The organism is Stenotrophomonas lactitubi (assembly GCF_002803515.1).
Lineage (GTDB): Bacteria > Pseudomonadota > Gammaproteobacteria > Xanthomonadales > Xanthomonadaceae > Stenotrophomonas > Stenotrophomonas lactitubi.
The window spans coordinates 3,074,990-3,094,856 of sequence record NZ_PHQX01000001.1; the positions used below are offsets into that span (position 1 = coordinate 3,074,990).

The 19,867-nt window shown below is 65.2% G+C and carries 26 protein-coding genes and 1 tRNA gene; 17 read left to right on the forward strand and 10 right to left on the reverse strand.

What is annotated here, in order from left to right; translation table 11 throughout:
• Positions 1 to 18 precede the first annotated feature (18 nt).
• From CR156_RS14405 to CR156_RS14415, 3 genes are read left to right on the forward strand one after another with little or no spacing between them, the layout of a single operon-like run.
• Positions 19 to 3,222: a phage tail tape measure protein gene (locus tag CR156_RS14405; RefSeq protein ID WP_100553328.1), complete on the forward strand. Its 3,204-nt coding sequence runs from the start codon at positions 19 to 21 to the stop codon at positions 3,220 to 3,222.
• A gap of 11 nt (positions 3,223 to 3,233) precedes the next feature.
• Positions 3,234 to 3,632 (forward strand): phage tail protein, encoded by a 399-nt coding sequence (locus CR156_RS14410; protein WP_100553329.1) that lies wholly within the window; start codon positions 3,234 to 3,236, stop codon positions 3,630 to 3,632.
• Positions 3,629 to 4,651: a phage late control D family protein gene (locus tag CR156_RS14415; RefSeq protein ID WP_100553330.1), complete on the forward strand. Its 1,023-nt coding sequence runs from the start codon at positions 3,629 to 3,631 to the stop codon at positions 4,649 to 4,651. Before CR156_RS14410 ends, CR156_RS14415 begins: the two co-directional genes overlap by 4 nt.
• Positions 4,652 to 4,968: 317 nt before the next feature.
• Here CR156_RS14415 and CR156_RS14420 read toward each other — a convergent pair whose 3' ends face one another.
• Positions 4,969 to 5,430: a helix-turn-helix domain-containing protein gene (locus tag CR156_RS14420; protein ID WP_100553331.1), complete on the reverse strand. Its 462-nt coding sequence runs from the start codon at positions 5,428 to 5,430 to the stop codon at positions 4,969 to 4,971.
• A gap of 117 nt (positions 5,431 to 5,547) precedes the next feature.
• Between CR156_RS14420 and CR156_RS14425 the strand changes: the two genes are divergently transcribed.
• From CR156_RS14425 to CR156_RS14445, 5 genes are read left to right on the forward strand one after another with little or no spacing between them, the layout of a single operon-like run.
• Entirely contained in the window at positions 5,548 to 5,730 is a 183-nt protein-coding gene (locus tag CR156_RS14425; RefSeq protein WP_207764201.1) for a helix-turn-helix domain-containing protein, read from the forward strand.
• A gap of 9 nt (positions 5,731 to 5,739) precedes the next feature.
• A complete protein-coding gene (locus CR156_RS14430) occupies positions 5,740 to 6,066 on the forward strand; it encodes an ogr/Delta-like zinc finger family protein (protein ID WP_108724049.1) in 327 nt (108 codons plus the stop codon).
• 11 nt (positions 6,067 to 6,077) lie between these two features.
• A complete protein-coding gene (locus tag CR156_RS14435) occupies positions 6,078 to 6,398 on the forward strand; it encodes a hypothetical protein (protein WP_100553332.1) in 321 nt (106 codons plus the stop codon).
• Complete coding sequence (locus CR156_RS14440) at positions 6,395 to 6,613, forward strand: hypothetical protein (RefSeq protein ID WP_032975115.1); 219 nt, start codon at positions 6,395 to 6,397, stop codon at positions 6,611 to 6,613. Before CR156_RS14435 ends, CR156_RS14440 begins: the two co-directional genes overlap by 4 nt.
• Before the next feature lie 7 nt (positions 6,614 to 6,620).
• On the forward strand, positions 6,621 to 9,323 hold the full coding sequence (locus CR156_RS14445; RefSeq protein WP_100553333.1) for a toprim domain-containing protein: 2,703 nt from the start codon (positions 6,621 to 6,623) through the stop codon (positions 9,321 to 9,323).
• 50 nt (positions 9,324 to 9,373) lie between these two features.
• On the opposite strand, the gene CR156_RS14450 is transcribed toward CR156_RS14445, so the two are convergent.
• Positions 9,374 to 9,676 carry an addiction module antidote protein gene (locus CR156_RS14450; protein ID WP_100553334.1) on the reverse strand — a complete coding sequence of 101 codons (303 nt, stop codon included), beginning with the start codon at positions 9,674 to 9,676 and terminating at the stop codon, positions 9,374 to 9,376.
• 75 nt (positions 9,677 to 9,751) lie between these two features.
• Positions 9,752 to 10,039: a type II toxin-antitoxin system RelE/ParE family toxin gene (locus CR156_RS14455; RefSeq protein ID WP_100553335.1), complete on the reverse strand. Its 288-nt coding sequence runs from the start codon at positions 10,037 to 10,039 to the stop codon at positions 9,752 to 9,754.
• A gap of 382 nt (positions 10,040 to 10,421) precedes the next feature.
• Between CR156_RS14455 and CR156_RS14460 the strand changes: the two genes are divergently transcribed.
• The 8 genes from CR156_RS14460 to CR156_RS14495 all read left to right on the forward strand — a co-directional run bounded on the left by CR156_RS14460 (position 10,422) and on the right by CR156_RS14495 (position 13,673).
• The gene (locus CR156_RS14460) at positions 10,422 to 10,661 is read left to right on the forward strand and encodes a hypothetical protein (protein ID WP_100553336.1); all 240 of its coding nucleotides are present in this window, start codon (positions 10,422 to 10,424) and stop codon (positions 10,659 to 10,661) included.
• Positions 10,658 to 10,930, forward strand: coding sequence for a hypothetical protein (locus CR156_RS14465; protein ID WP_032975121.1), 273 nt, complete (start codon positions 10,658 to 10,660; stop codon positions 10,928 to 10,930). The genes CR156_RS14460 and CR156_RS14465 overlap by 4 nt, the downstream gene beginning before the upstream one ends.
• A gap of 70 nt (positions 10,931 to 11,000) precedes the next feature.
• Positions 11,001 to 11,408: a hypothetical protein gene (locus tag CR156_RS14470; RefSeq protein WP_100553337.1), complete on the forward strand. Its 408-nt coding sequence runs from the start codon at positions 11,001 to 11,003 to the stop codon at positions 11,406 to 11,408.
• Complete coding sequence (locus CR156_RS14475; RefSeq protein WP_133120091.1) at positions 11,401 to 11,781, forward strand: hypothetical protein; 381 nt, start codon at positions 11,401 to 11,403, stop codon at positions 11,779 to 11,781. Before CR156_RS14470 ends, CR156_RS14475 begins: the two co-directional genes overlap by 8 nt.
• Positions 11,778 to 12,056 (forward strand): hypothetical protein, encoded by a 279-nt coding sequence (locus CR156_RS14480; RefSeq protein WP_100553339.1) that lies wholly within the window; start codon positions 11,778 to 11,780, stop codon positions 12,054 to 12,056. The genes CR156_RS14475 and CR156_RS14480 overlap by 4 nt, the downstream gene beginning before the upstream one ends.
• Complete coding sequence (locus CR156_RS14485) at positions 12,056 to 12,259, forward strand: DUF7696 family protein (RefSeq protein ID WP_243381836.1); 204 nt, start codon at positions 12,056 to 12,058, stop codon at positions 12,257 to 12,259. Before CR156_RS14480 ends, CR156_RS14485 begins: the two co-directional genes overlap by 1 nt.
• Positions 12,256 to 12,477 carry a hypothetical protein gene (locus tag CR156_RS14490; RefSeq protein WP_100553340.1) on the forward strand — a complete coding sequence of 74 codons (222 nt, stop codon included), beginning with the start codon at positions 12,256 to 12,258 and terminating at the stop codon, positions 12,475 to 12,477. Before CR156_RS14485 ends, CR156_RS14490 begins: the two co-directional genes overlap by 4 nt.
• Positions 12,477 to 13,673 (forward strand): site-specific integrase, encoded by a 1,197-nt coding sequence (locus CR156_RS14495; RefSeq protein WP_100553341.1) that lies wholly within the window; start codon positions 12,477 to 12,479, stop codon positions 13,671 to 13,673. Before CR156_RS14490 ends, CR156_RS14495 begins: the two co-directional genes overlap by 1 nt.
• Positions 13,674 to 13,740: 67 nt before the next feature.
• On the opposite strand, the gene CR156_RS14500 is transcribed toward CR156_RS14495, so the two are convergent.
• Positions 13,741 to 13,816, reverse strand: a tRNA-Lys gene (locus CR156_RS14500).
• Positions 13,817 to 13,962: 146 nt separating this feature from the next.
• Here CR156_RS14500 and CR156_RS14505 point away from each other — a divergent pair.
• Positions 13,963 to 14,922 (forward strand): DUF2268 domain-containing putative Zn-dependent protease, encoded by a 960-nt coding sequence (locus CR156_RS14505; RefSeq protein WP_100553342.1) that lies wholly within the window; start codon positions 13,963 to 13,965, stop codon positions 14,920 to 14,922.
• Positions 14,923 to 14,994: 72 nt separating this feature from the next.
• On the opposite strand, the gene queC is transcribed toward CR156_RS14505, so the two are convergent.
• The 6 genes from queC to CR156_RS14535 form a co-directional block, all read right to left on the reverse strand.
• Entirely contained in the window at positions 14,995 to 15,660 is a 666-nt protein-coding gene (gene queC, locus CR156_RS14510) for a 7-cyano-7-deazaguanine synthase QueC (protein WP_100553343.1), read from the reverse strand.
• A gap of 77 nt (positions 15,661 to 15,737) precedes the next feature.
• On the reverse strand, positions 15,738 to 16,439 hold the full coding sequence (queE, locus tag CR156_RS14515) for a 7-carboxy-7-deazaguanine synthase QueE (protein ID WP_100553344.1): 702 nt from the start codon (positions 16,437 to 16,439) through the stop codon (positions 15,738 to 15,740).
• 139 nt (positions 16,440 to 16,578) lie between these two features.
• Positions 16,579 to 17,397 carry a tol-pal system protein YbgF gene (gene ybgF, locus CR156_RS14520; RefSeq protein WP_088100990.1) on the reverse strand — a complete coding sequence of 273 codons (819 nt, stop codon included), beginning with the start codon at positions 17,395 to 17,397 and terminating at the stop codon, positions 16,579 to 16,581.
• A 3-nt stretch (positions 17,398 to 17,400) separates the two neighbouring features.
• Positions 17,401 to 17,919 (reverse strand): peptidoglycan-associated lipoprotein Pal, encoded by a 519-nt coding sequence (gene pal / locus CR156_RS14525; protein ID WP_100553345.1) that lies wholly within the window; start codon positions 17,917 to 17,919, stop codon positions 17,401 to 17,403.
• A gap of 64 nt (positions 17,920 to 17,983) precedes the next feature.
• The gene (gene tolB / locus CR156_RS14530) at positions 17,984 to 19,303 is read right to left on the reverse strand and encodes a Tol-Pal system beta propeller repeat protein TolB (protein ID WP_100460130.1); all 1,320 of its coding nucleotides are present in this window, start codon (positions 19,301 to 19,303) and stop codon (positions 17,984 to 17,986) included.
• Between the two features lie 143 nt (positions 19,304 to 19,446).
• Positions 19,447 to 19,863 (reverse strand): TonB C-terminal domain-containing protein, encoded by a 417-nt coding sequence (locus CR156_RS14535; RefSeq protein WP_100553346.1) that lies wholly within the window; start codon positions 19,861 to 19,863, stop codon positions 19,447 to 19,449.
• Between the last annotated feature and the right edge of the window lie 4 nt (positions 19,864 to 19,867).

Below are 19,867 nucleotides of genomic sequence, written 5' to 3' on the forward strand. Positions count from 1 at the left end.
CGCATCGGTTGTCGTCGCATGAGCGGCGGCAACCTTCGCCTGCAGGTGGTGCTGGAAGCACTCGACCGTGCCAGCGCCCCGTTCAAGAAGGTCATGGCCGGCAGCAAGGGCCTGTCCACTGCCCTGCAGGAACAACAGGCCAACCTACGGCGCCTCAATGCCGCCCAGCGTGACGTTGCGGCCTACCGTCAGCAGCAGCAGGCTGTGCGTGCCACCGAACAGAGCCACCTGGCCGCGCAGCTGCGCGTTGCCGCTCTCGCCCGTCAGATCAAAGAGGCCGGCACCCCTACCCGCAAGCTGAGTCGTGAGTTCAACCAGGCGCGCGCCGCCGCCGCCCAACTCAAGGGCCAGCATCAGCAGCAGTCGGTGGAGCTGCAGCGCCTGCGTAGCGGTCTGGACCGCGCCGGCATCAGCACGCGGCAGCTCGGCACCCATGAGCGCAAGCTGCGAGGCGAGATTGCCGCCGTCTCGACGCAGATGGATGCCCAGCGCACGCGCTTGGCTGCGCTCGATGCGGCGCAGGCCCGTAGCCGCAAGATCCACAGCGCCGGCATGAACGCGGCTGCCCACGGCACCGGCGTAGCGCTGGCCGCGTTCGGCGCCCTGCGCGCGCAGACGCTGCCCATTGCGCAGGCCATGAGCTTCGAGTCGGCCATGGCCGATGTGAAAAAGGTGGTGGACTTCGACACGCCGGACGGCTTCGAGAAGATGGGCCGCGACATTGAGGAACTGTCGCGCCGCTTGCCGATGGTGCCCACCGATATCGCCAAGATCGTCGCAGCCGCTGGTCAGGCGGGTATCGCCAGCAACGAGCTGACGCGCTTCGCCGAGGATGCGGCGAAGATGGGCGTGGCCTTCGACACAACGGCCGAAGACGCCGGCCAGACGATGGCCACATGGCGTACCGCGTTCCGTATGGGTCAGGACGACGTTGTCGTGCTGGCCGACAAGATCAACTACCTGGGCAACACCGGCCCGGCCAGCGTCCAGAAGATCAGCGAGGTGGTGAACCGCATCGGTGCGCTGGGCGAGGTGGCCGGCCTCGGCAGCGGCCCGCTGGCTGCGCTGGGCGCTACCGTCGCCGGCATGGGTATCGAGTCCGAAGTGTCTGCCACCGGCATCAAGAACATGCTGCTCACGCTGTCGTCGGGCGACGCGGCGACCTCGCGCCAGATCGCATCGTTCGAGAAGCTGGGGCTGAAGGCCGGCGATATGGCCAAGGCGATGCAGGACGACGCCGGCGGCGCGATCCTGCAGGTACTGGAAAAGCTCAAGCAGCTGCCCAAGGCCGAGCAGGCGGCGACGATGACGCAGCTGTTCGGCCGCGAATCCATTGGCGCGATCGCGCCGCTGCTGACCAACCTCGATCTGCTGAAAGAGAACTTCGGCAAGGTCACCGACGCGCAGAAGTACGGCGGGTCGATGAACGCCGAATACGCCGCGCGCGTGGGCACGGCAGAGAACGGCTTGGTGCTGCTCAAGAACAGCGCCACCGTGCTTTCCCAGCGCCTCGGCAAGACGCTGTTGCCGACGGTAAAGGAACTGGCAGCGCGTGTGGCCAAGGTCGCCGACCGGATGGCCGAATGGGTGACGAAGAACCCGCAGCTGGTGGCCACCATCGCTAAGCTGGCCATCGGCGGTACCGCCCTGGCCGCTGCGCTCGGTGGTCTGCTGGTTGCCGGCGGCGTCGGCGCCATGGCGCTGACCCAGATCCACAAAGCCGTGATGCTGCTCAGCGGCGGCGGTGGCATTGGCAAGCTGGTCGGCCAGGTACTGTCGCTGGGTGGCCGGGCATTCCCAATGCTGTTCAACGTTGGCCGCATGCTGCTGCCGCTGCTGGGTGGCATCAGCCTGCCGGTGCTGGCCATCGGCGCTGCGGTCGCAGTGGTCGCCGCGCTGGTCTGGAAATACTGGGAGCCGATCAAGGCGTTCATGATCGGCGTCTGGCAAGGCGTGCTCGATGTGGTCAACCCGATCATGGCCGAGCTGATGACCGCGCTTGAACCGCTCGGCCCGGTGTGGGACACGATTTCCGGCGCCATGAGCCAGGCATGGGATTGGGCAAAGAAGCTGTTCACGCCGTTTGAAGCCACCAGCGAGCAGCTGCAGGGCGCAACTGACGCCGGCCGAGGCTTCGGCCAGATCCTGGGCACCGTGCTGACCGTAAACCTGCGCATGGCGGTGAAGGCCATCGGCTGGCTGGTCGATGCATTCACCACAATTCTGCCGGTAATCCAGAACGCCGTCGGCGGTGCATGGACCTACCTGCAGGGCGCGTGGGATCTGATCGTGGGCCTGTTCACCCTCGACGGCGGCAAGATCCGCGCTGGCCTGACTGCCATGTGGGAGGGCGCCAATCAGATCCTGCTGGGCTGGCCCGCGAAGATGATGCAGGCCGGTGTCGATATGATTACCGGCCTCATCAACGGCGTGAAGTCGATGGGTGGCGCGGCGTTCGATGCCATCGCCGGTATCGCCGAGGGGGTGACGGTCAAGTTCAAGAGCATGCTCGGCATCCATAGCCCGTCGCGTGTCTTCGCGCAGTTTGGCGACTTCACCATGCAGGGCCTGGCTGGCGGTTTGGACCGCAGTCAGGGCGAGCCGCTGCAGCAGGTGACCAGCGTTGGCGACCGCATTACGCAGGCCGGCGCCGGCATGGGCGAGCGCATGCAGCAAGCGGGCATTGGCGGCACCGATGCGTCAGCCAGCCGCCTTGATGAACTGCGGCAACGACGCATCGACCGGAATGGTGGTGATGCTGACACCGCCCGTGCCACCGCCAGCCGTGACCGCCTGCGTGCTGCAGCAGTTGGGGGCGAGCGCGTGACGCAGATCGGCGCTGGCATGACTCAGCGCATGCAGGCCAACGATAGCGACACCGCACCCTCCCGGCTTGATGCGCTGCGCGAGCGACGCATTGCGCGCGGTGGCGACACCGCCGCCGCCGCGCGTGCCACCAGCAGCAGGGACAAACTGCGTCAGGCATCGGCCGGGCTGGCGCTGGGGGCCGCTGCGTTGCCCGTCATGGCCGCAGCTGCCCCGGTGGTCGCTCCGGCGGCTGCGCAGGCCGCAGCGGGCGGCACAGGCGCTTCCAGCTACACCATCGAGATCAACGCACCAGCTGGATCTGATGAGCAGAAGATCGCGGACTTGGTGCGGCAGACCATTGAACAGATTGAGCGCGACAAGGCCACCCGACGCGGTGCCCGGCTCAGCGACTGAGGACCACCACCATGCAGATGACCTGGGGCACATTCGTGTTTTCCCTCTCCACCGCCGCCTACGGCGAACTACAGCGCCAGATGACCTGGCGCCACGCCAGCAGCGAGCGCGTTGGCGCCCGCGCGGCCCGGCAGTACGTCGGGCCAGGCGATGACACCATCAGCCTGCAGGGCACCATTGCCGGCGAGCTTGTGGCCGACCTGCAGGTGCTGGACAAACTGCGCGAGCTGGGCGACCAGGGCAAACCGCAGGCGCTGGTGGAGGGCACGGGGCGCGTCTACGGCGCGTACCTGCTGACCAGCCTCAGCGAGACACGGCGCGAGCTGTTCAACGATGGCACGCCGCGCCTGATCGACTTCCAGATGCAGCTGGAGCGGGACGACGACGGCGCAAGCGAGGCCATCGCATGAGGGCGACGCCATATCCGATTCCCGCATGGCGGGTAGTGCTCGATGGCAAGGATCTGACAGACCGGCTGGCGCCGCGCCTGCTGGATCTCTCCCTGACCGAGAGCCGTGGGGATGAAGCCGACCAGGTGGATCTGCGCGTGCATGACCACGACGGCATGCTTGCGCTGCCGCGCCGTGGCGTCACCCTGCAGGTGGCCATTGGCTATGAAGGTAGCGGCCTGTTCGACAAGGGCACCTTCAAGGTGGACGACGTAGAACACAGCGGCTCGCCGGACATCATCACGATTCGTGCGCGCTCGGCTGACCTGACCGGGGCTGTGCGTCGCCGCCGCGAACGCAGCTGGCACGACACCACCCTGGGCGACATTCTCGGCACCATCGCAGGCGAGCATTCGCTGCGTTCGTCCATCGCCGCGGATCTGGCCAGCGTGCAGATTTCACACCTCGATCAAGCCAACGAGAGCGATATCAACCTGCTGACGCGGCTTGGCAAGCGATTCGACGCCATGGCCACGGTGAAGGCCGGCACGCTGATATTCGCGCCCATCGGCGCTGGCACCACGGCCAGTGGCCAGCCGCTGCCGGGCGTGCAAATCACTCGCGCCTCTGGCGACCAGCACCGCTACAGTGTGGCCGACCGCGAGAAGTTCACCGGCGTGCGCGCGTACTGGGGCGACCGCAAGGCAGCACGTCGCACGGGCGTGCTGGTCGGCACGTCCGAGAACGAGAAGAAGCTGCAGGCCACCTACGCCACGGCAGAGGAAGCGCGGCAGCACGCTGATGCCGAGTTCAGACGGCTGGACCGTGGCACCGCGCAGCTGAGCTATCGGCTGGCCTTGGGCCGTGCCGATATTTACCCGGAGCAGGCCGTTACTGTCAGCGGGTTCAAGCCGGAGATCGATGGCACCGACTGGCTGGTGGCCAAGGCCACCCATACCATCGACGGCAGTGGGGGGTTCATCACTGCCTTGGAGCTGGAGCGTGGCGGCGAAAGCTCGCCCTCAGCCGATGCTCAATAACGGCAGCATGTGACGGTCCACGTGCGGCGGCCGGAAACGGGTACCGCGACGTCATGGTTCAAGTCGGCACTAGACCGTGCCGATCCTTATCCCGGTCAGGCGGTGAATGTCGCGGGCATCAAGCCCCCAATCGGCGGCTCGGCCTAACTGTTGGCGAAGACGATGCACGCCATTGATGGTGGACCCGGCTTTGCCACGTCCCTTGAACTTGAACGTTGGGCAACGGCGTAGGCGCCTGTCGCGTTTACCTCTACAGGCGCCCTTGCCACGGTCGATATTTTGGCCAACAGCGAGTATCAGCTGTCCAATGTTCAGCTCTAGCGTTTCCGACCGCCCTTGTTGCGCGAACCGATCTGGAAGCTGACATCGCCCTGGGTCACCGTGCCCGCATTGACCTGGCCGGAATTGTTGCCGCCCACCATCGGCGCCGCGCCAGCTTCGGCGTGCTTCGCAGCGGCCTCCTTCGGTGCCGTCAGCATCAGCCGCACCGCAAAGCGCATTTCAGGCGACGCCGACCGGTAGCGGGCCAGCATCTCGCCGTCCTCGTCGTCCAGTTCTGTCGGGAAGCCGGTCAACACATACCCGATATCCACACCGAGCGCGGCCAGGTCATGCAGATAGGCGGCGGTGGGCGAGTTCACGCCCGTCTCGTAACGCATCTGCGTGTTTTTGTTCTTGCCGGCGCGCGAGCCCATTTCCTCTTGGCTCAGGTCCAGGCGCTCGCGCTCCGCGCGCAGCCGTGCACCTACGCCGAGCTTGGGATCTTCAGTAAGTGACATTTTTCGAACTCTCCATGTTGACTGGTGCGCTTTTTCGCACTATCGTTGCCCCAAGTACACAATAATCACACTTTGGTGCCCGATATGTCCAAACCTGTCCTAAAAACCGCACCACAGGTGCGAGAGGAACTTGACCGGAAGGGCATCTCTATCGCCGAGTTCGCCCGCACCCACAACCTCGACCAGCGCGCCACGTGGCTGGTGCTGTCCGGTCGCAACAAGGGTCGCCGCGGCGAAGCGCACAAGGCCGCTGTAGTGCTGGGCATCAAGGCCGGCACCATCGATCCCGCGTCGAACTGAGGGCCGGTCATGTCGTCGCACGGTGCACGCAAGAAGGTGGTCTTTCGCTGCGATTTCTGCCACTCCCCCCTGGTCAAGCGCACTAGCCACCTGAGCCATGACCATCTGCGCCATGACTCGTTCAATTGCACGAATCCGGTCTGTTCTGCTGCCTTCACAGGGCACACGGAGTTGACCGGCGTAGCCAGTCCCAGCGGCCTGCCCCACGCACTGCCTACGGACCTTCCCCCTAGCCCCGCATACGCACGCGAGATCGCGCAGCGCGCACACCGCCTGCAGCTGTGCGGCAGCCAGCCCGATCTGCTGGACGCACTGCCACTCCCGGCCGACCACTAAGGAAACCAACCATGGCTGTTCTTGAACTGGCGATGCTCTCGCCAATGGCGAAGCTTTGCCTGCAATCCACCATCCGCTACGGCGGCTTGGTGGTTGGCGCTCGCGGCTATACCGGCCTGCAGGCCGAGGCCGGCGACGCCTTCACCGCCAAGCCAGTGTGGCAGTTGATGGCCCTGGGCCTGGTGCGTTGCGCCCCCCGCAATGACCGCCTGCTGGAAGCGACTGATCGCGGTATCGAGTTGAACGACTGCGGCGTGGTCGAGATCAAGAACCCGCCCGAGGGGCTGGGCCTGATCGACGCCGAGACCGACCAAGGCGAGGCCACCCCATGAGCCAGCGCGACGCATGGTCGACCGCACAGGTGCCCTTCCTCGTCCCCGGCCCTGCCGGATACGTGCCTACCGATCCTGCCAAGAAGGCAGAAGACGCCGCCACGTTGGCCGCGCGGGTAGCCGCGTTCCGCAAGGCAGGCGGCAAGGTCGAAGTCATCACCGAACCCACCTACCGCCCGCAGAAAAGCAGCAAGCGCCGCAGCGCGAAGGCCTGAACCGATCATGCAAGAAGACATCCGCCAGCAAGTTCTGCAGCGCATCGAGCGGGACTACGGCCTCAAGCACCGTCCCAGCACGGAATACATGCGCGGCGGCAAGTGCCCTGCCTGTGGTCAGAGGGAGCTTTACACCAGCTTCCAGAATCCGTGGGTGCTGCGTTGTGGCCGCCAGGCAAAGTGCGGGCATGAGGTCAGCGTCAAGGATGTCTACGACGATCTGTTCGATGACTGGTCAAAGCGCCACGAACGCACGGAGACGGCGCCGCACGCTGCGGCGGACGCCTACCTGCGGTACTCGCGCGGCTTCGATCTGACCGCGCTCCGTGGCCTCTACACGCAGGAGAGCTACTTCGACCGCAAGTCCAGGGAAGGCACCGCGACGGTACGGTTCCCGCTGACCAAGGGCGGCTATTGGGAGCGCCTGATCGACCGCGCTCACCGCTTCGGTAAGCAGAAAGCGCGCTTCATGCCGGGCCAGAGCTATGCGGGCGCCTGGTGGATCGCCCCCGCTGCGGCCGACATGCTGCCGACCGCGCGTGAGGTCTGGATCACCGAGGGCATCTTCGACGCTATCTCGCTCCTGCAGCATGGCATTGCGGCTGCATCCGGTATGTCCAGCAACGGCTATCCCGAGGAATCGCTGCGCGCCCTGCGCGACCAGCGCGGCGGCAAGCTGCCGGTGCTGGTATGGGCCTACGACAACGAGCCAACCGCACGTGATTACGTGCGCAAGCATGCCCGCCGGGCCGAGTCGCTGGGCTTCAAGAGCCGTGCAGCACTGATCCCGCAGAAGCCAGGGAAAAAGACCGACTGGAACGACCTGCATCTGCGCGCGTCGACCACCAACGACGCCGACGCACGCCAGGCTCAGTGGGACGCCGACATCGCGGAGGCGCGCTATCACGGCGACGTGCTGCTGGCGAAGTCCGCCATCGAGAAGGGCCTGCTGATGTATGCCCACACGCAGCGCCGCGAGTTCCACCTTGAACACCGCTCGCGCCTGTTCTGGTTCAGCTTCGATAGCGTGAAGTTCGACAAGCTGTGCCAAGAGCGCGCCAAACGCAAGGAAGACCCGGACGAGGAACTCGACGCCGACGAGGCCGAGAAGATCCGCCGCGCCTGCTGCAGCGTGGAAGAAATCGCCAACTGCTATCCAGAGGCGCTCTACTTCCAGAGCCATGAGGTTACCGACGAAAGCTGGTACTTCTTCCGCGTCAGCTTCCCGCACGATGCGCCGCCCGTAAAGGGCACCTTTACCGGTGCGCAGGTCGCAAGCGCCAGCGAGTTCAAGAAGCGCCTCATCAGCATGGCGCAGGGTGCGGTGTTCACCGGCACCGGCCACCAGCTGGATTGCATCATCCGCGACGTGCTGTATGACATCACCAAGGTCCAGACCATCGACTTCGTGGGCTACAGCGAGGATCACAAGTCCTACATCCTGGGCGACGTGGCGGTGCGCGACGGCGAACTGAGCCTCGCCAATGCCGAGGACTACTTCGAGTTCAAGAACCTGCGTGTCAAATCCACGCAGAAGTCGATCCGACTGGACATTCAGCGCGACCCCGAAAAGCAGCGCAATGACTGGCTGGCGTGGCTGTGGATGTGCTTCGGCACCCACGGCATGATCGCGCTCACGTTCTGGTTCGGCTCGCTGTACGCCAACCAGATCCGCAGCGCGCACAAGTCGTTCCCCTTCTTGGAAGCGACGGGCGAGGCCGGCGCCGGCAAGACCACGCTGCTGACCTTCCTGTGGAAGCTACTCGGCCGCAGTGATTACGAAGGCTTCGACCCGGCGAAGTCATCCAAGGCCGGCCGCGCCCGCGCCATGGGCCAGATTTCCGGTATGCCGGTGGTACTGCTGGAAGCCGACCGCAGCGATGCCGATCGCTCGCACGCCAAGTCGTTTGAATGGGATGAACTGAAGGACTACTACGGCGGCGGCACCCTCGCCACGCGCGGCGTGCGCAATGGCGGCAACGACACCTACGAGCCCCCTTTCCGGGGCACCATCGTCATCAGCCAGAACGCCGCCGTGGACGCCAGCGAGGCGATCCTGACGCGTATCGTCAAGCTGCACTTCCGCAAGCCGCAGGTCACCACTGAAAGCCGCATCGCGGCCGACAACCTCAACGCCCTGCAGGTGGAGGAACTGAGCCACTTCCTGATCCGCGCCGTCCGCGCCGAAAGCCAGGTCATGGAGAAGTTCGGCGAGCGCGTGCGCTTCTACGAGGGCAAGCTGCGCGAGCGCGGCGAGCTGCGCATGGAGCGCGTCATCAAGAACCATGCGCAGATGCTGGCGCTGTTCGACGCCCTGCGCCTGGTCATGGAGATCCCCGAGGAAATGGTGGTCGCCACGCGCGAAGCGCTGGTTGCGGCCGCACTGGAGCGCCAGAGCGCGGTCAGCGCCGATAACGCCCTGGTCACTGAGTTCTGGGAGGTCTACGAGTATCTGGAAACCACCAACGGCGGCCTGCCGGCGGTGAACCACTCGCGCGATGCATCGCGGATCGCCATCAACCTCAACGAGTTCGCCGCCAAGGCAGCGCACCATTCGCAGCAGCTGGCAGACCTCAAGGTGCTGCGCACGCTGCTGCGTGACTCGCGCCGGCACAAGTGCCTGGACACGAACGTAGCCGTGAACAGCGCTATCCGTCAGGGCACCATGGGCGCCGCCGCCACGGTCAAATGCTGGGTGTTCAAGGTATGAACACCCTAGCCGTTCGCCAATCCCCAACGCCTGCGCGCCAGGCCCATCGGTCAGGCAGCGCTCGCGTGCAGCTGCACGCCGAGGGCACGCGTCACCTTGAGGATGGTGGCAAAGTCCGGGCTGCGCTCGCCGGACAGGGCGCGGTACAGGCTTTCGCGCGACACACCCGCGTCGCGGGCAACCTTGCTCATGCCCTGGGCGCGGGCAATATCGCCGAGCGCCTTGGCGATGAATGCAGAGTCGCCATCGCTTTCGGCAATGCACGCGTCCAGATACGCGGCCATTTCCTTGGGGGTACGGAGGTGTTCGGCGACGTCGAACGCTTCCAGCTGAATCTTCTTCTTGGCTGCCATGACTGTGTTACTCCGTTTGCTTCGTTGTTCCGTGACTTTGTTGTTGCATTGCTTCGTGTTGCTCTTGCCCGCCCCTCAGAGGGAGCGGGCCAACTTCTTCGCTTTCTCGATATCTCGCTGCTGGGAGCCCTTGTCACCGCCGACCAGCAGGATCACCAGTTCGTTTCCGCGCTGCGTGTAGTACACCCGGTAACCCGGACCCACATCGATCCGCAATTCCGATACGCCGCCGGTCAGGTTCCGGTGGTCGCCGGGATTGCCCTCACCCAAGCGGCGGATACGGGCCAGAATTCGGGCGCGTCCGACCACGTCTTTAAGGGCGTCGAGCCATGCTTTGAATTCGGGGTGGGTCGTCGTTTCCATGGAAACTACTGTAGCCCAACGGCTACACATGGTCAAGAACTTTGTAGCCCTACGGCTACGGGCCAATCGGCGCCAAATGCGCGCCTTGAATCATTCACCCAATGCTTGACACCTGCAAAAAACGAGGGCAAAGTCCGCTGCAAGGAGACTCAAAACTCCGAGATCACAGCGGAAACCGCGCCCGTCAGCATTGCGGTTTTTTTGCGCCTGAAATTCAAGCGCACCGACGTCTTCTGCGTCGGGAGGGCGGCAGCTATACAACACCCGCAAGGGGAAATCTGCCCGCCGGTCTGTGATCCGGTTTTGAGCCTCCCGACACCCTCGGAGCGACGACTCAAAACGTCTCCCCGAGGTTCCAACTCGATCACAGGAGACGTCTCCGATGTCGCACGACACCCAAGTTGCGCCTGCTCATGCTGCGCGCCAGCTCGCACACTTTTTCGGCCAGATCGCCGACACCACCGAATGGAACCACGCCTGCTGGCAGGGTCTCTTTGCGCGCCTGCTCGGCGCGGGGAAGACGCCGGCAGAGTTGACGCTGGGCGAGATCCAGAACGCCGTCGACCAAGTAAAGGCCCGGTGGGCAGATTGCCAGGACGCCGGCCCGAGGGCGCTGTCATGAGCGCACACACCCGCAACGGCACCCGCACGGCGGCGGACGTGGTGAACAGCATCCACTTCGTGGTGCACGAAAACGACATCGACCGTCTCTGGCAGGCCCAGCAAGCCGTTGACCTGCTCGCGCTGCTCGATACCGATCAGCCCTCCCCCATCACTCTCGACCACATCGCCGCAGTCGCGGCGTACGTGGCGGAGGATCTGCGCCACGTGCTGGGCAATGCCCACCGGGCCGACCAGCTGCCAGCCGTAGACCTGGCGGACACCCTGTAAGAACGGGTCCGGCCGGTGGCGCGCCAACGCCACCGCTGGGCCTTCCCTCCACGACGCTCGGAGAAGAGCCATGTACCAGCAAACTGAGTCATCCCCAGCCGCCGCATGTTCGCAGAGGGCCGACACCGGACCCGCCGCGCAGGCTACCACGCAGCCGGAATTCACCACGGCAGCCGACAACAAGGCGGTGCTGCAGTTCACCATCAGCCCCGATGAGATCATCGTGACCGCGATTCTCGCCATGGGGTCGACGCGGTGCATCGAGCAGCGCTGGAAGCGCCGGACCCGCAGCAGTTTTCTGCTGGCTGCAGGGCCGGTACTTTGGGAAATGGAGAAGGATTCCATCGGCCACGACCTGGCCGACTTCCTCGACCGTGCCGGCGTGCCCCTGGCCATCGCCAACATGCTGCCTCGGCCAGCCAGTACCGCCGCGTCCGCGGCGATCGCTGCCGCAGCGCAGGAGGTGGCCAATGTTTGAGAGCAAGCCATGCCGATGCGCACGGTGCGAGACGACACCCGCCAACGCCCGCCATTGGGTCAAGCACCTGACGGAGCAGGCCGAGTACGCAGCAGAACTACCACCCTACGAGCGCGTGGTGGGCCTGCATCAAGCCCAGCAGGCACTGGCGGCCGTGCTGACCGCGCGCACCTCGCCTGCACCCCAGCCGCTTTCTGGCCGGGAGGTTCTGACGGCTGCGGTGATCGCTGCGGTGAAGCGTCATCGCTCCCTGGTGCACTCGCCTCACAGTGTCTATGCAGCGGAACTGGCCGCTGCGAGCCAACAGGTCGACGCCGCTTTGGCGGCACTGACTGCCCACGACTTCGATGCCGGCGAGGTGGTCACCGTATGAAGTACCTCACGACCCAACGGCAGATCGCGGCGCCGTGGCCGATGCCCAGCTGCAGGGCTGGGCATACGGCACGACTGATGGAAGACCGCCGCAGAGCCGATGCCGGCGGCGGCCATTTCATCGAATGCCAATGCGGCCGCACCCACAAGCACCCCAGCGCACATCTGGCCCTGCAGGAGTGGACCCGCCTGTACGGGCGCGCGACACCGGTAGCGTCCCCAGCCAACAACGTGGTCCAGCTGGGGCTGGGCCTGGGCGACAGAAGCACCGGGTAATGGACGACGCCATGGAGCAGCACCGGCGGGCCTGCGAGGCCCGCCACTGGATCAGGCAGGGCTACAACAGCGGCAGATGGGTGGACGAACTGATTACCCGGATTGCGGGTAAACGTGGCGCCGCTGCCGCTGAAGCCCTACGGGAAGAAATGCGCCGGCAGTGGTTACGCAGGCGCGAGTGGATGGAGGCGTCCGAGCTTTGAGCAGCCGCATTGTGCAATTCAACGCCCTGCAGGAACTATGCGCCCCGCACGGCCCACCGCCCCGCGCGGCGACGGTCCGACGCTGGGCAGAACGGCAGGGCATCCGGTACAAGTACGACCGCCACGGCGGGATCTGGACCACCCTCGACGCGCTGAACGCCGCGCTGGGGCTGGTCGAACCGCTCCAGCACGAAGTACGGGAAGAGGACAACATCTGATGACACGCGGCAGAAAAAGGAAGTTCAACCCGGCGATACCTGGGCACATCGAGCAGGACGCATTGCCGAAGGGGATCTACTGGCACGACGACCGCTGGTTCGTCTACGAAGATCACGCGGAGGGCGGCCGGCGCGTAAAGCGCACGGTCGCCCACGCGAGCGCCCGCCTGTCCGACCTGCATGCCATCGTGGAAGAGATGCGCACAGGCGTGGGACGCGGCACGCTGCGCTTTCTCTTTGACCGCTACCACGAATCCAGCGATTTCAAACGACTCGCCGCCGGCACCCGCAAGAACTACGAGGGCTACGCCGAGGTGCTGGCCACCTACGTCCGCAAGGATGGAACGCCGCTGGGGTCTATCCAGGTCGACCGCATCACAACGCCAGTCGTGCAGCGGCTGGTGGAGACGTTTGCTGCAGGCCGCCCAGCGAATCGCACCCAACCCGCCCTACCTGCGTACCCCAGCAAGGCCAATCATTTGCACCGCTACCTGCGGCTCACGCTTTCGTGGGGCGTACGCATGGGCTACTGCAAGACCAACCCAGCCAAGGGCGTGCGCCAGGCGAAAGAACGCGGCGACGCACGCATGCCGTCGCAGGAAGCGTTTCGCGCAGTGCTGGCTTTCGCGCGCGAACGCGGGGCGCTCCCGTCCAACGCCAAGGGCAGCTTCCCCGACTACCTGGCGCCGGTGATGATCCTGGCCTACAGCGTCCGCCTGCGCGGCATAGAGGTCTGCACGCTGACCGACGCGCACCGCCAGGCCGAGGGGGTGCATAGCAATCGCCGCAAAGGGTCGCGTGACAACGTGACGGAGTGGGACGCAGCGATGATCGAAGCATGGGAGCAGCTGCTGGCGCGCCGCCACCGCATCTGGAACCGGAAGGGCCGAGTCCGCCCTGTTCCCCTGCGCGCCAGCGACAGGTTCTTGCTGGTGGAGCGAGGCGGCGAGCCGATCACCAAGTCCGCCCTCGACAGTGCCTGGCAGCGCTTCATTACCGAAGCGGTCCGCGTCGGGGTTATCTCCAAGGCCGAGCGCTTCGCGCTGCACGGATTGAAACACCGGGGCATCACCGATGGCGACAACAAGGCTGCCGGCGGGCACGTTACCGAAACGATGCGGCAGCGCTACGACCATGAACTGCCGGTAGTTCAGCCGCCCGGCAGGAGGAACGCACTTGAGCGTGGAACCACTTAATTTTTCCGGCAATTTTTCCGGGGACACGAAAAAGGCGCCGCAAGGGCGCCTAAGTCGTTGATGCAATTGGTGGGCCGTGATGGATTCGAACCATCGACCAAAAGATTAAAAGTCTTCTGCTCTACCGACTGAGCTAACGGCCCATGCAACATCCCTGCCTGTCGGCGGGGTGGGCATTCTACCCTACTTTGCGCGGCAGAGAGAAATCATTGCAGTATCGGCCTGCAGTTAAACCGTTCCATGCACCGGACGCATCTCATCCACGATCCTTCTTCCTTCGGAGCCACGGATGCGCCTGTCCTTCTGTCTGTACGCCTGCCTGCTGCTGCCCTGCGCCATCACCACTGCTGCGACCCCATCGGTACAGACAGATGACATCGCCCGATTCTGGAGTACCTACGATGCGGTGCTTGCCGAGCCCGATGGCGCGCAGCGGGTGGCCCTGGTCCGGCAGCACTACATCGAGCCGGGTAGTGCCGGCCTGCATGCACTGATGAAGGTGCGCAACTACACCGCCGTCGAGTACGCCGACGCAATGCTCGCCTGGCCGCGCTTCTGGGCCTCGGTGCGGCCGCTGACCGCCAACGCCCAGCAGGCCAGCGCCACGCTTGAGCGGGATCTGGCGGCGTTCCGCAGGCTCTACCCCGCCCTGCGCCCGGCCAGCATCACCTATGCCGTGGGCGTGCTGCGCACAGGTGGCACCACGCTGGGCAACCAGGTGCTGATAGGCGCGGAGATGGCACTCGGCGATGCAAGCGTGGATGTCAGTGAACTGCCGGAGCCGTTGCGCAGCCGCCTTCGGGTCTTCTACGACAGCACTCCCGGCGCGAACAACGCGCAGAACAACCTGCACGAGTACGTGCACACCCAGCAGCACGAGACAACCGGCTCGCTCGCACAGTACGCGGTGCGCGAGGGCGTGGCCGAGTACATCGCCGAACGGATCAGCGGTCGCCGACCGGCGCTGCCGCTGTACACCTACGGGCCGTTGCATGAATCCGACATCCGCGCTCGCTTCATCGTGGAGATGGACGGCAATGATCTGGACAACTGGCTGTACAACAGCGCACGCAATCCGTTCGGGGTGAGTGATGTGGGCTACTACGCCGGTTACCGCATCGCGCAGGAGTACATGCGCCAGCAGCCGGATGAGCAGGCGGCGATCGCACGGATGATCGAGCTGGATTACACAGATCCGGCCACGGTGCGGGCGTTTATCGAGGCGTCGGGGTGGTTGCAGCAGCGGTAGCGCCGGACCGTGCCCGGCGCACAGTGCCAACCAAGGTTGGCACCTACCATTGGGGCATCAGCCCCCATTACCTCAGGCGTACAGCGTCGGGTCGGCCACGCCGGCATCGGTGAAGCCCTGCGCACGCAGGCGGCAGGCGTCGCAATGGCCACAGGCCGCGCCGTTGGCATCGGCGTTGTAGCAGGACACGGTCAGGCCGAAGTCCACGCCCAGGCGCACGCCTTCGCTGACGATCTGGCCCTTGCTGAGGAACTGCAGCGGCGCATGCACGGTGATGCCCGCGCCTTCCACGCCCGACTTGGTCGCCAGGTTGGCCAGCGCCTGGAAGGCAGCGATGAACTCGGGACGGCAATCCGGGTAACCGGAGTAGTCCACGGCGTTGACGCCGCAGAAGATGTCGTTGGCACCGAGCACTTCGGCCCAGCCCAAGGCCAACGACAGCATGATGGTGTTGCGCGCCGGCACGTAGGTGACCGGGATGCCCTCGCCGCCCGCCTCGGGCACGTCGATGTCATCGGTAAGCGCCGAGCCGCCGATGCTGCGCAGGTCCACGTCCACGGTCTTGTGCACGATCACACCCTGGGCCTTGGCCACGCGCGCGGCGGCATCCAGCTCGGAGGTATGGCGCTGGCCGTAACGCACGCTCAGGGCATGCACGGCGAAGCCCTGTTCCTGGGCCATGGCGATGACGGCGGCTGAATCCATGCCGCCGGAGAGAAGCACGACTGCCTTCTTCATGGGTAAATCATCCGGTTTGGGGGAAAAGCCAGCACGCTGTCCCGCGCCGGAACTACATCAAGGAACAACAAACGGGCTCAGCGGCCCGGCTCGTCATTCCACAGAATCTTATGCAACTGCATCTGGAAGCGCACCGGCAGCCGGTCTTCCACGATCCAGTCCGCCAGCTGGCGGGCAGTGATCTCGCCCTTGCTGGGCGAGAAGAACACCATCGTGCGCTGTACCAGTTCGTGTTCGGCGACCATGGCCTTGGCCCAGTCGTAGTCTTCGCGGTTGCAGATCACGAACTTGATCTGGTCGCGCGTGGTCAGCAGCGGCAGGTTCTCCAGCCGGTTGCGGGCGACCTCGGCCGAGCCGGGGGTCTTGATGTCGACCACACGCGACACGCGCGGATCGACCGCACCGACGTCCAGCGCACCGGAGGTTTCCAGCGACACATCCAGGCCGGCATCACACAGCTTCTGCAGCAGCACCAGGCAGCGCTTCTGTGCCAGCGGCTCGCCGCCGGTCACACAGACGTGACGCACGCCCTGCGCCAGCACCTCGGCGACGATGTCGTCGATGTCCCACCAGGTGCCGCCGTGGAAGGCGTACGCGGTGTCGCAGTACTGGCAGCGCAGCGGGCAGCCGGTCAGGCGCACGAACACGGTCGGCCAACCAGCGGTATCGGCTTCGCCCTGCAGCGAGGTGAAGATCTCGGTGATCTTCAGGCGCGGCAGTGGCGACTGCACGATTTCGCTGGGCGTGGCGACGGCGGCGGACGGGGAAACGGCGGTCATGGCAAACAATTCTTCATGGGACGGGCGACGGATGTATCGGCGCCGGAAACGAAAGCAGCCGAGCATGGGCTCGGCTCTACAGGAGGCTGCCGGGAGTCAGCCCGGCGCCAGGGTGCGTATTGTACGCCCGGTCAGCGGATCAGCGGATCTGATTGCCAAGGCGGATCGATTGCAGGCGGTCCTGCGCGGTACGCGCGGCATCCGAGCCCGGGTATTGCGCCACGACGGTCTCCAGCGTCTGCTGGGCCTGGTCGACCTTGCCCTCGCCATACTGCGAGAGGCCGACCTTGAGCAGGCCACCTGCGGCCTTGTCGTGGGTGGGATAGCGCGAGAGCAGTTCGCGGAACTGGGACTCGGCCATCGGGAAATTGCGGGTAGCGTAGTAGCTCTCGCCCAGCCAGTACAGCGCATTGGGGGCGTAGACACCGTTCGGGTACAGCTCCAGGAAGCTCAGGAACAGCTGCGCCGAATCATCGTACTTGCCTGCCTTCAACGCATCGAAAGCCACGTTGTAGGACGTACGCTCGTCACCGGTGACGGCCAGACTGCCCGGGTCACCATGGACGGAAGGCGGCCGCTCGGAAGTGGCCGCCGCTGCGGGTTTTGCCGGGGCTGCAGGAGCCTTCGGTGCGCTCGCCGGAACAGCAGGCAGGGCCGGGGCGGCAGAGCCCCCTTCCAACCGGTTCAGGCGGCTGTCCAGATCCAGGTACTGGTCCTGGGCGGACTGCTTGAGCTGGGCGTTGTCGTGCTGGAGTTGCTCGATCGAGGCCTGCAGGCTGGTGACCTGCTGCCGCAGCTGGTTGATCTGGTTCAACAGGTCCTGGTTGGCACTGTTGTTGTACATCTGCTGCTCGAGCGAACCGACACGGTCGGCCAGACTCTGACGTTGTGCATGCGCCGGTGCGGCAGCCACGAGGGCTGCCGCAACGACCAGCATCAGTTTGATGCCAAGGCGCATGGATTACTGCGCGGTGTAGACGATTTCGACGCGACGGTTCTGCGACCAGCAGGACTCGTTCGACTCGGTGCAGACCGGACGCTCTTCACCGTAGGACACGACGGTCAGCTGCGAAGCCGAGCCACCGTTGGCCTGCAGCGCCGAGTTGACGCCGTTGCCACGACGCTCGCCCAGGGCCTGGTTGTACGCGCGCGAACCGCGCTCGTCGGTGTGGCCCTGCAGGGTGATGCGCGAAGACGGACGGTCACGCAGGTACTTGGCGTGGCAAGCCATGATGGCCTGGAATTCCGACTTCACTTCTTCCTTGTCCAGGTCGAAGTAGACAACGCGCTGACGCAGGCAGGCATCGGTGTCCAGATCGCCCGGGCCGTACAGGCCGGAGGTGGACGGACCGGTCGGGGTGGTGGTCGAGGTGCCGGTATCGACCGGAGCCGGGGCTTCTTCCTTGACCTTCTTCGAGCAACCGGCCAGGACGGCCACGGACAGCAGGGAAACAAGCAGAACGCGGGTGGACTTGTTCATGGCGATACCTTTGTGGCTCCTAAGCCGATGAGGGGTTCAATACAGAGAAAATATTAACACTCTTTTAGCGCTGGGTACGGTATGGGGACCATGCCGGCTCGCGCACATCACCGTCTGCCAGGACCAGGCGCTGGCGCACGCGCGCGTCGGCCGAGACGGCGTACAGCACACCACGACCACCCTCACGGGCGGCATACAGCACCATGCTCGCGTTGGGCGCGAAGCTCGGCGATTCGTCCAGCGAACCCGGCGACAGCGTGCTCCAGCGCGGCGAGCCCAGCGAGCTGTCCATCAGCGCGATCTTGTAGCTGTTGCCCGAACCCTGGGCGACAGCGATCTTCTTGCCGTCGTAGGACACCGACGGCTTGGCGTTGTAGTTGCCCTGGAAGGTCACACGCTCGGCGCTGCCACCACCGGCCCCGACCTTGTAGACCTGCGGACGGCCGCCGCGATCAGAGGTGAAGTACACCGCGCTGCCGTCCGGGGCCCAGGTCGGCTCGGTGTCGATGGCGAAGTGGTTGGTCAGCTGGGTCAGCTGCTTGCTGCCCAGGTCCATCACGTAGATTTCCGGGTTGCCCGAACGCGACAGGGTCAGGGCCAGCTTGCGGCCGTCCGGCGAGAAGGCCGGTGCGCTGTTGATGCCGCGGAAGCTGGTGACCAGCTCACGGGCGCCGGTGGAGATGTTCTGGATGTAGATGGCGGAGTTGCCACGCTCGAAGCTGACGTAGGCCAGCTTGTTGCCATCCGGGCTCCACGACGGCGACAGCAGCGGCTCGGCCGAACGCACGATGGTCTGCGGGTTGAAGCCGTCCGAATCGGCGACCATCAGCGCATAGCGCATGGCGTCGCCCTTGCCGCTGGCGGTCACGTAGGCGATGCGGGTCCAGAAGGCGCCACGGACACCGGTGATCTTTTCGTAGATGGCGTCGGCCATCTGGTGGGCGACGTCGCGCATGGCGTTGCCGCGCGCGGTCATCGCCAGGCCCAGCAGGCGCTCGCCCTTGGGCACGTCGAACAGTTCGTACTCGACGCGGTAGGCGCCGGCGCCGGCGTCCATGACCCGGCCGACGACGATGTAGTTCTGCTTCAACGCGCGCCAGGTGGCGAACTGGATGTCACCGCCACGGATCGGCTTTTCCACGATCTGCGCTTCGGGCAGCGTGCGGAACTGGCCCGAACGCTCGAGATCGGCACGGACCACACCGGCGACGTCGGTCTGCGGGGCGGCGGCCGAACCCTGGTAGGGCATCGGCACGATGGTGATCGGGAGGGCGGAGGCATTGCCGCCGATGATGTCGATATCCAGCCCCTTCTGCTGCGCGACGGCAGCAAAGGGCAGCAACAGAGCCGCAAACACGGCAAGCCAGCGAGGCATCTTCTTCATGGAGAGCTCAAAAAAGGGAAACCGGAACGAGGGATAGCAAAACGGGAGTGAACCGCTTCGCAATCATGAACCAAGGGTACGTGAAAGGAGAGTCACTTGGGGCAAGACAATCACGCGCCTTTAACGAAAACGCAGGATCTCTACTACTCCGCGACAAAGGTCAGCTGTAGATGTCGCACGTAGACAGACTGGAATCCCTCGATGGGCAATGGCTGCGCCCTGCGGACGGCATCCTCCAGAGACGACCGCCCCACGGCATCGAACTGGCAGTCGGACTGCGTCTCTACGGAGATGACGGTGCCGGTGGGCAACTGCAGGACGCGCGCGGAGCACCGTTGGCCCGGCAGCACCGAAGCTGGACGAAGCCAATGCTCCACGATCCGCGCGCGGACAGCGTCGGCGTAGGCCTTCTGCAATGCCAGATGATCATTGCGGGGCGAGCCTGCGTGCTCTGCTGCCGATAACGACAGCGCCATCGGCAACGACAGCGCGAACGCACACAGACGCAGGGCTCCCTTCGTCGCGGGTCCTCCACAGCGCGGGGGGCGGGCGTTGGTCATTCTG

Coding starts and splice junctions, on each gene's coding strand:
- CR156_RS14535 (WP_100553346.1), bottom strand. CDS start 19,863: ATGACCAACGCCCGCCCCCCGCGCTGTGGAGGACCCGCGACGAAGGGA.
- CR156_RS14415 (WP_100553330.1), top strand. CDS start 3,629: ATGAGGGCGACGCCATATCCGATTCCCGCATGGCGGGTAGTGCTCGAT.
- CR156_RS14435 (WP_100553332.1), top strand. CDS start 6,078: ATGGCTGTTCTTGAACTGGCGATGCTCTCGCCAATGGCGAAGCTTTGC.
- CR156_RS14405 (WP_100553328.1), top strand. CDS start 19: ATGAGCGGCGGCAACCTTCGCCTGCAGGTGGTGCTGGAAGCACTCGAC.
- CR156_RS14475 (WP_133120091.1), top strand. CDS start 11,401: ATGTTTGAGAGCAAGCCATGCCGATGCGCACGGTGCGAGACGACACCC.
- ybgF (WP_088100990.1), bottom strand. CDS start 17,397: ATGCGCCTTGGCATCAAACTGATGCTGGTCGTTGCGGCAGCCCTCGTG.
- CR156_RS14445 (WP_100553333.1), top strand. CDS start 6,621: ATGCAAGAAGACATCCGCCAGCAAGTTCTGCAGCGCATCGAGCGGGAC.
- CR156_RS14430 (WP_108724049.1), top strand. CDS start 5,740: ATGTCGTCGCACGGTGCACGCAAGAAGGTGGTCTTTCGCTGCGATTTC.
- queC (WP_100553343.1), bottom strand. CDS start 15,660: ATGAAGAAGGCAGTCGTGCTTCTCTCCGGCGGCATGGATTCAGCCGCC.
- CR156_RS14455 (WP_100553335.1), bottom strand. CDS start 10,039: ATGGAAACGACGACCCACCCCGAATTCAAAGCATGGCTCGACGCCCTT.
- CR156_RS14470 (WP_100553337.1), top strand. CDS start 11,001: ATGTACCAGCAAACTGAGTCATCCCCAGCCGCCGCATGTTCGCAGAGG.
- CR156_RS14485 (WP_243381836.1), top strand. CDS start 12,056: ATGGACGACGCCATGGAGCAGCACCGGCGGGCCTGCGAGGCCCGCCAC.
- CR156_RS14465 (WP_032975121.1), top strand. CDS start 10,658: ATGAGCGCACACACCCGCAACGGCACCCGCACGGCGGCGGACGTGGTG.
- CR156_RS14505 (WP_100553342.1), top strand. CDS start 13,963: ATGCGCCTGTCCTTCTGTCTGTACGCCTGCCTGCTGCTGCCCTGCGCC.
- CR156_RS14450 (WP_100553334.1), bottom strand. CDS start 9,676: ATGGCAGCCAAGAAGAAGATTCAGCTGGAAGCGTTCGACGTCGCCGAA.
- CR156_RS14495 (WP_100553341.1), top strand. CDS start 12,477: ATGACACGCGGCAGAAAAAGGAAGTTCAACCCGGCGATACCTGGGCAC.
- CR156_RS14440 (WP_032975115.1), top strand. CDS start 6,395: ATGAGCCAGCGCGACGCATGGTCGACCGCACAGGTGCCCTTCCTCGTC.
- CR156_RS14480 (WP_100553339.1), top strand. CDS start 11,778: ATGAAGTACCTCACGACCCAACGGCAGATCGCGGCGCCGTGGCCGATG.
- tolB (WP_100460130.1), bottom strand. CDS start 19,303: ATGAAGAAGATGCCTCGCTGGCTTGCCGTGTTTGCGGCTCTGTTGCTG.
- CR156_RS14410 (WP_100553329.1), top strand. CDS start 3,234: ATGCAGATGACCTGGGGCACATTCGTGTTTTCCCTCTCCACCGCCGCC.
- pal (WP_100553345.1), bottom strand. CDS start 17,919: ATGAACAAGTCCACCCGCGTTCTGCTTGTTTCCCTGCTGTCCGTGGCC.
- CR156_RS14420 (WP_100553331.1), bottom strand. CDS start 5,430: ATGTCACTTACTGAAGATCCCAAGCTCGGCGTAGGTGCACGGCTGCGC.
- queE (WP_100553344.1), bottom strand. CDS start 16,439: ATGACCGCCGTTTCCCCGTCCGCCGCCGTCGCCACGCCCAGCGAAATC.
- CR156_RS14460 (WP_100553336.1), top strand. CDS start 10,422: ATGTCGCACGACACCCAAGTTGCGCCTGCTCATGCTGCGCGCCAGCTC.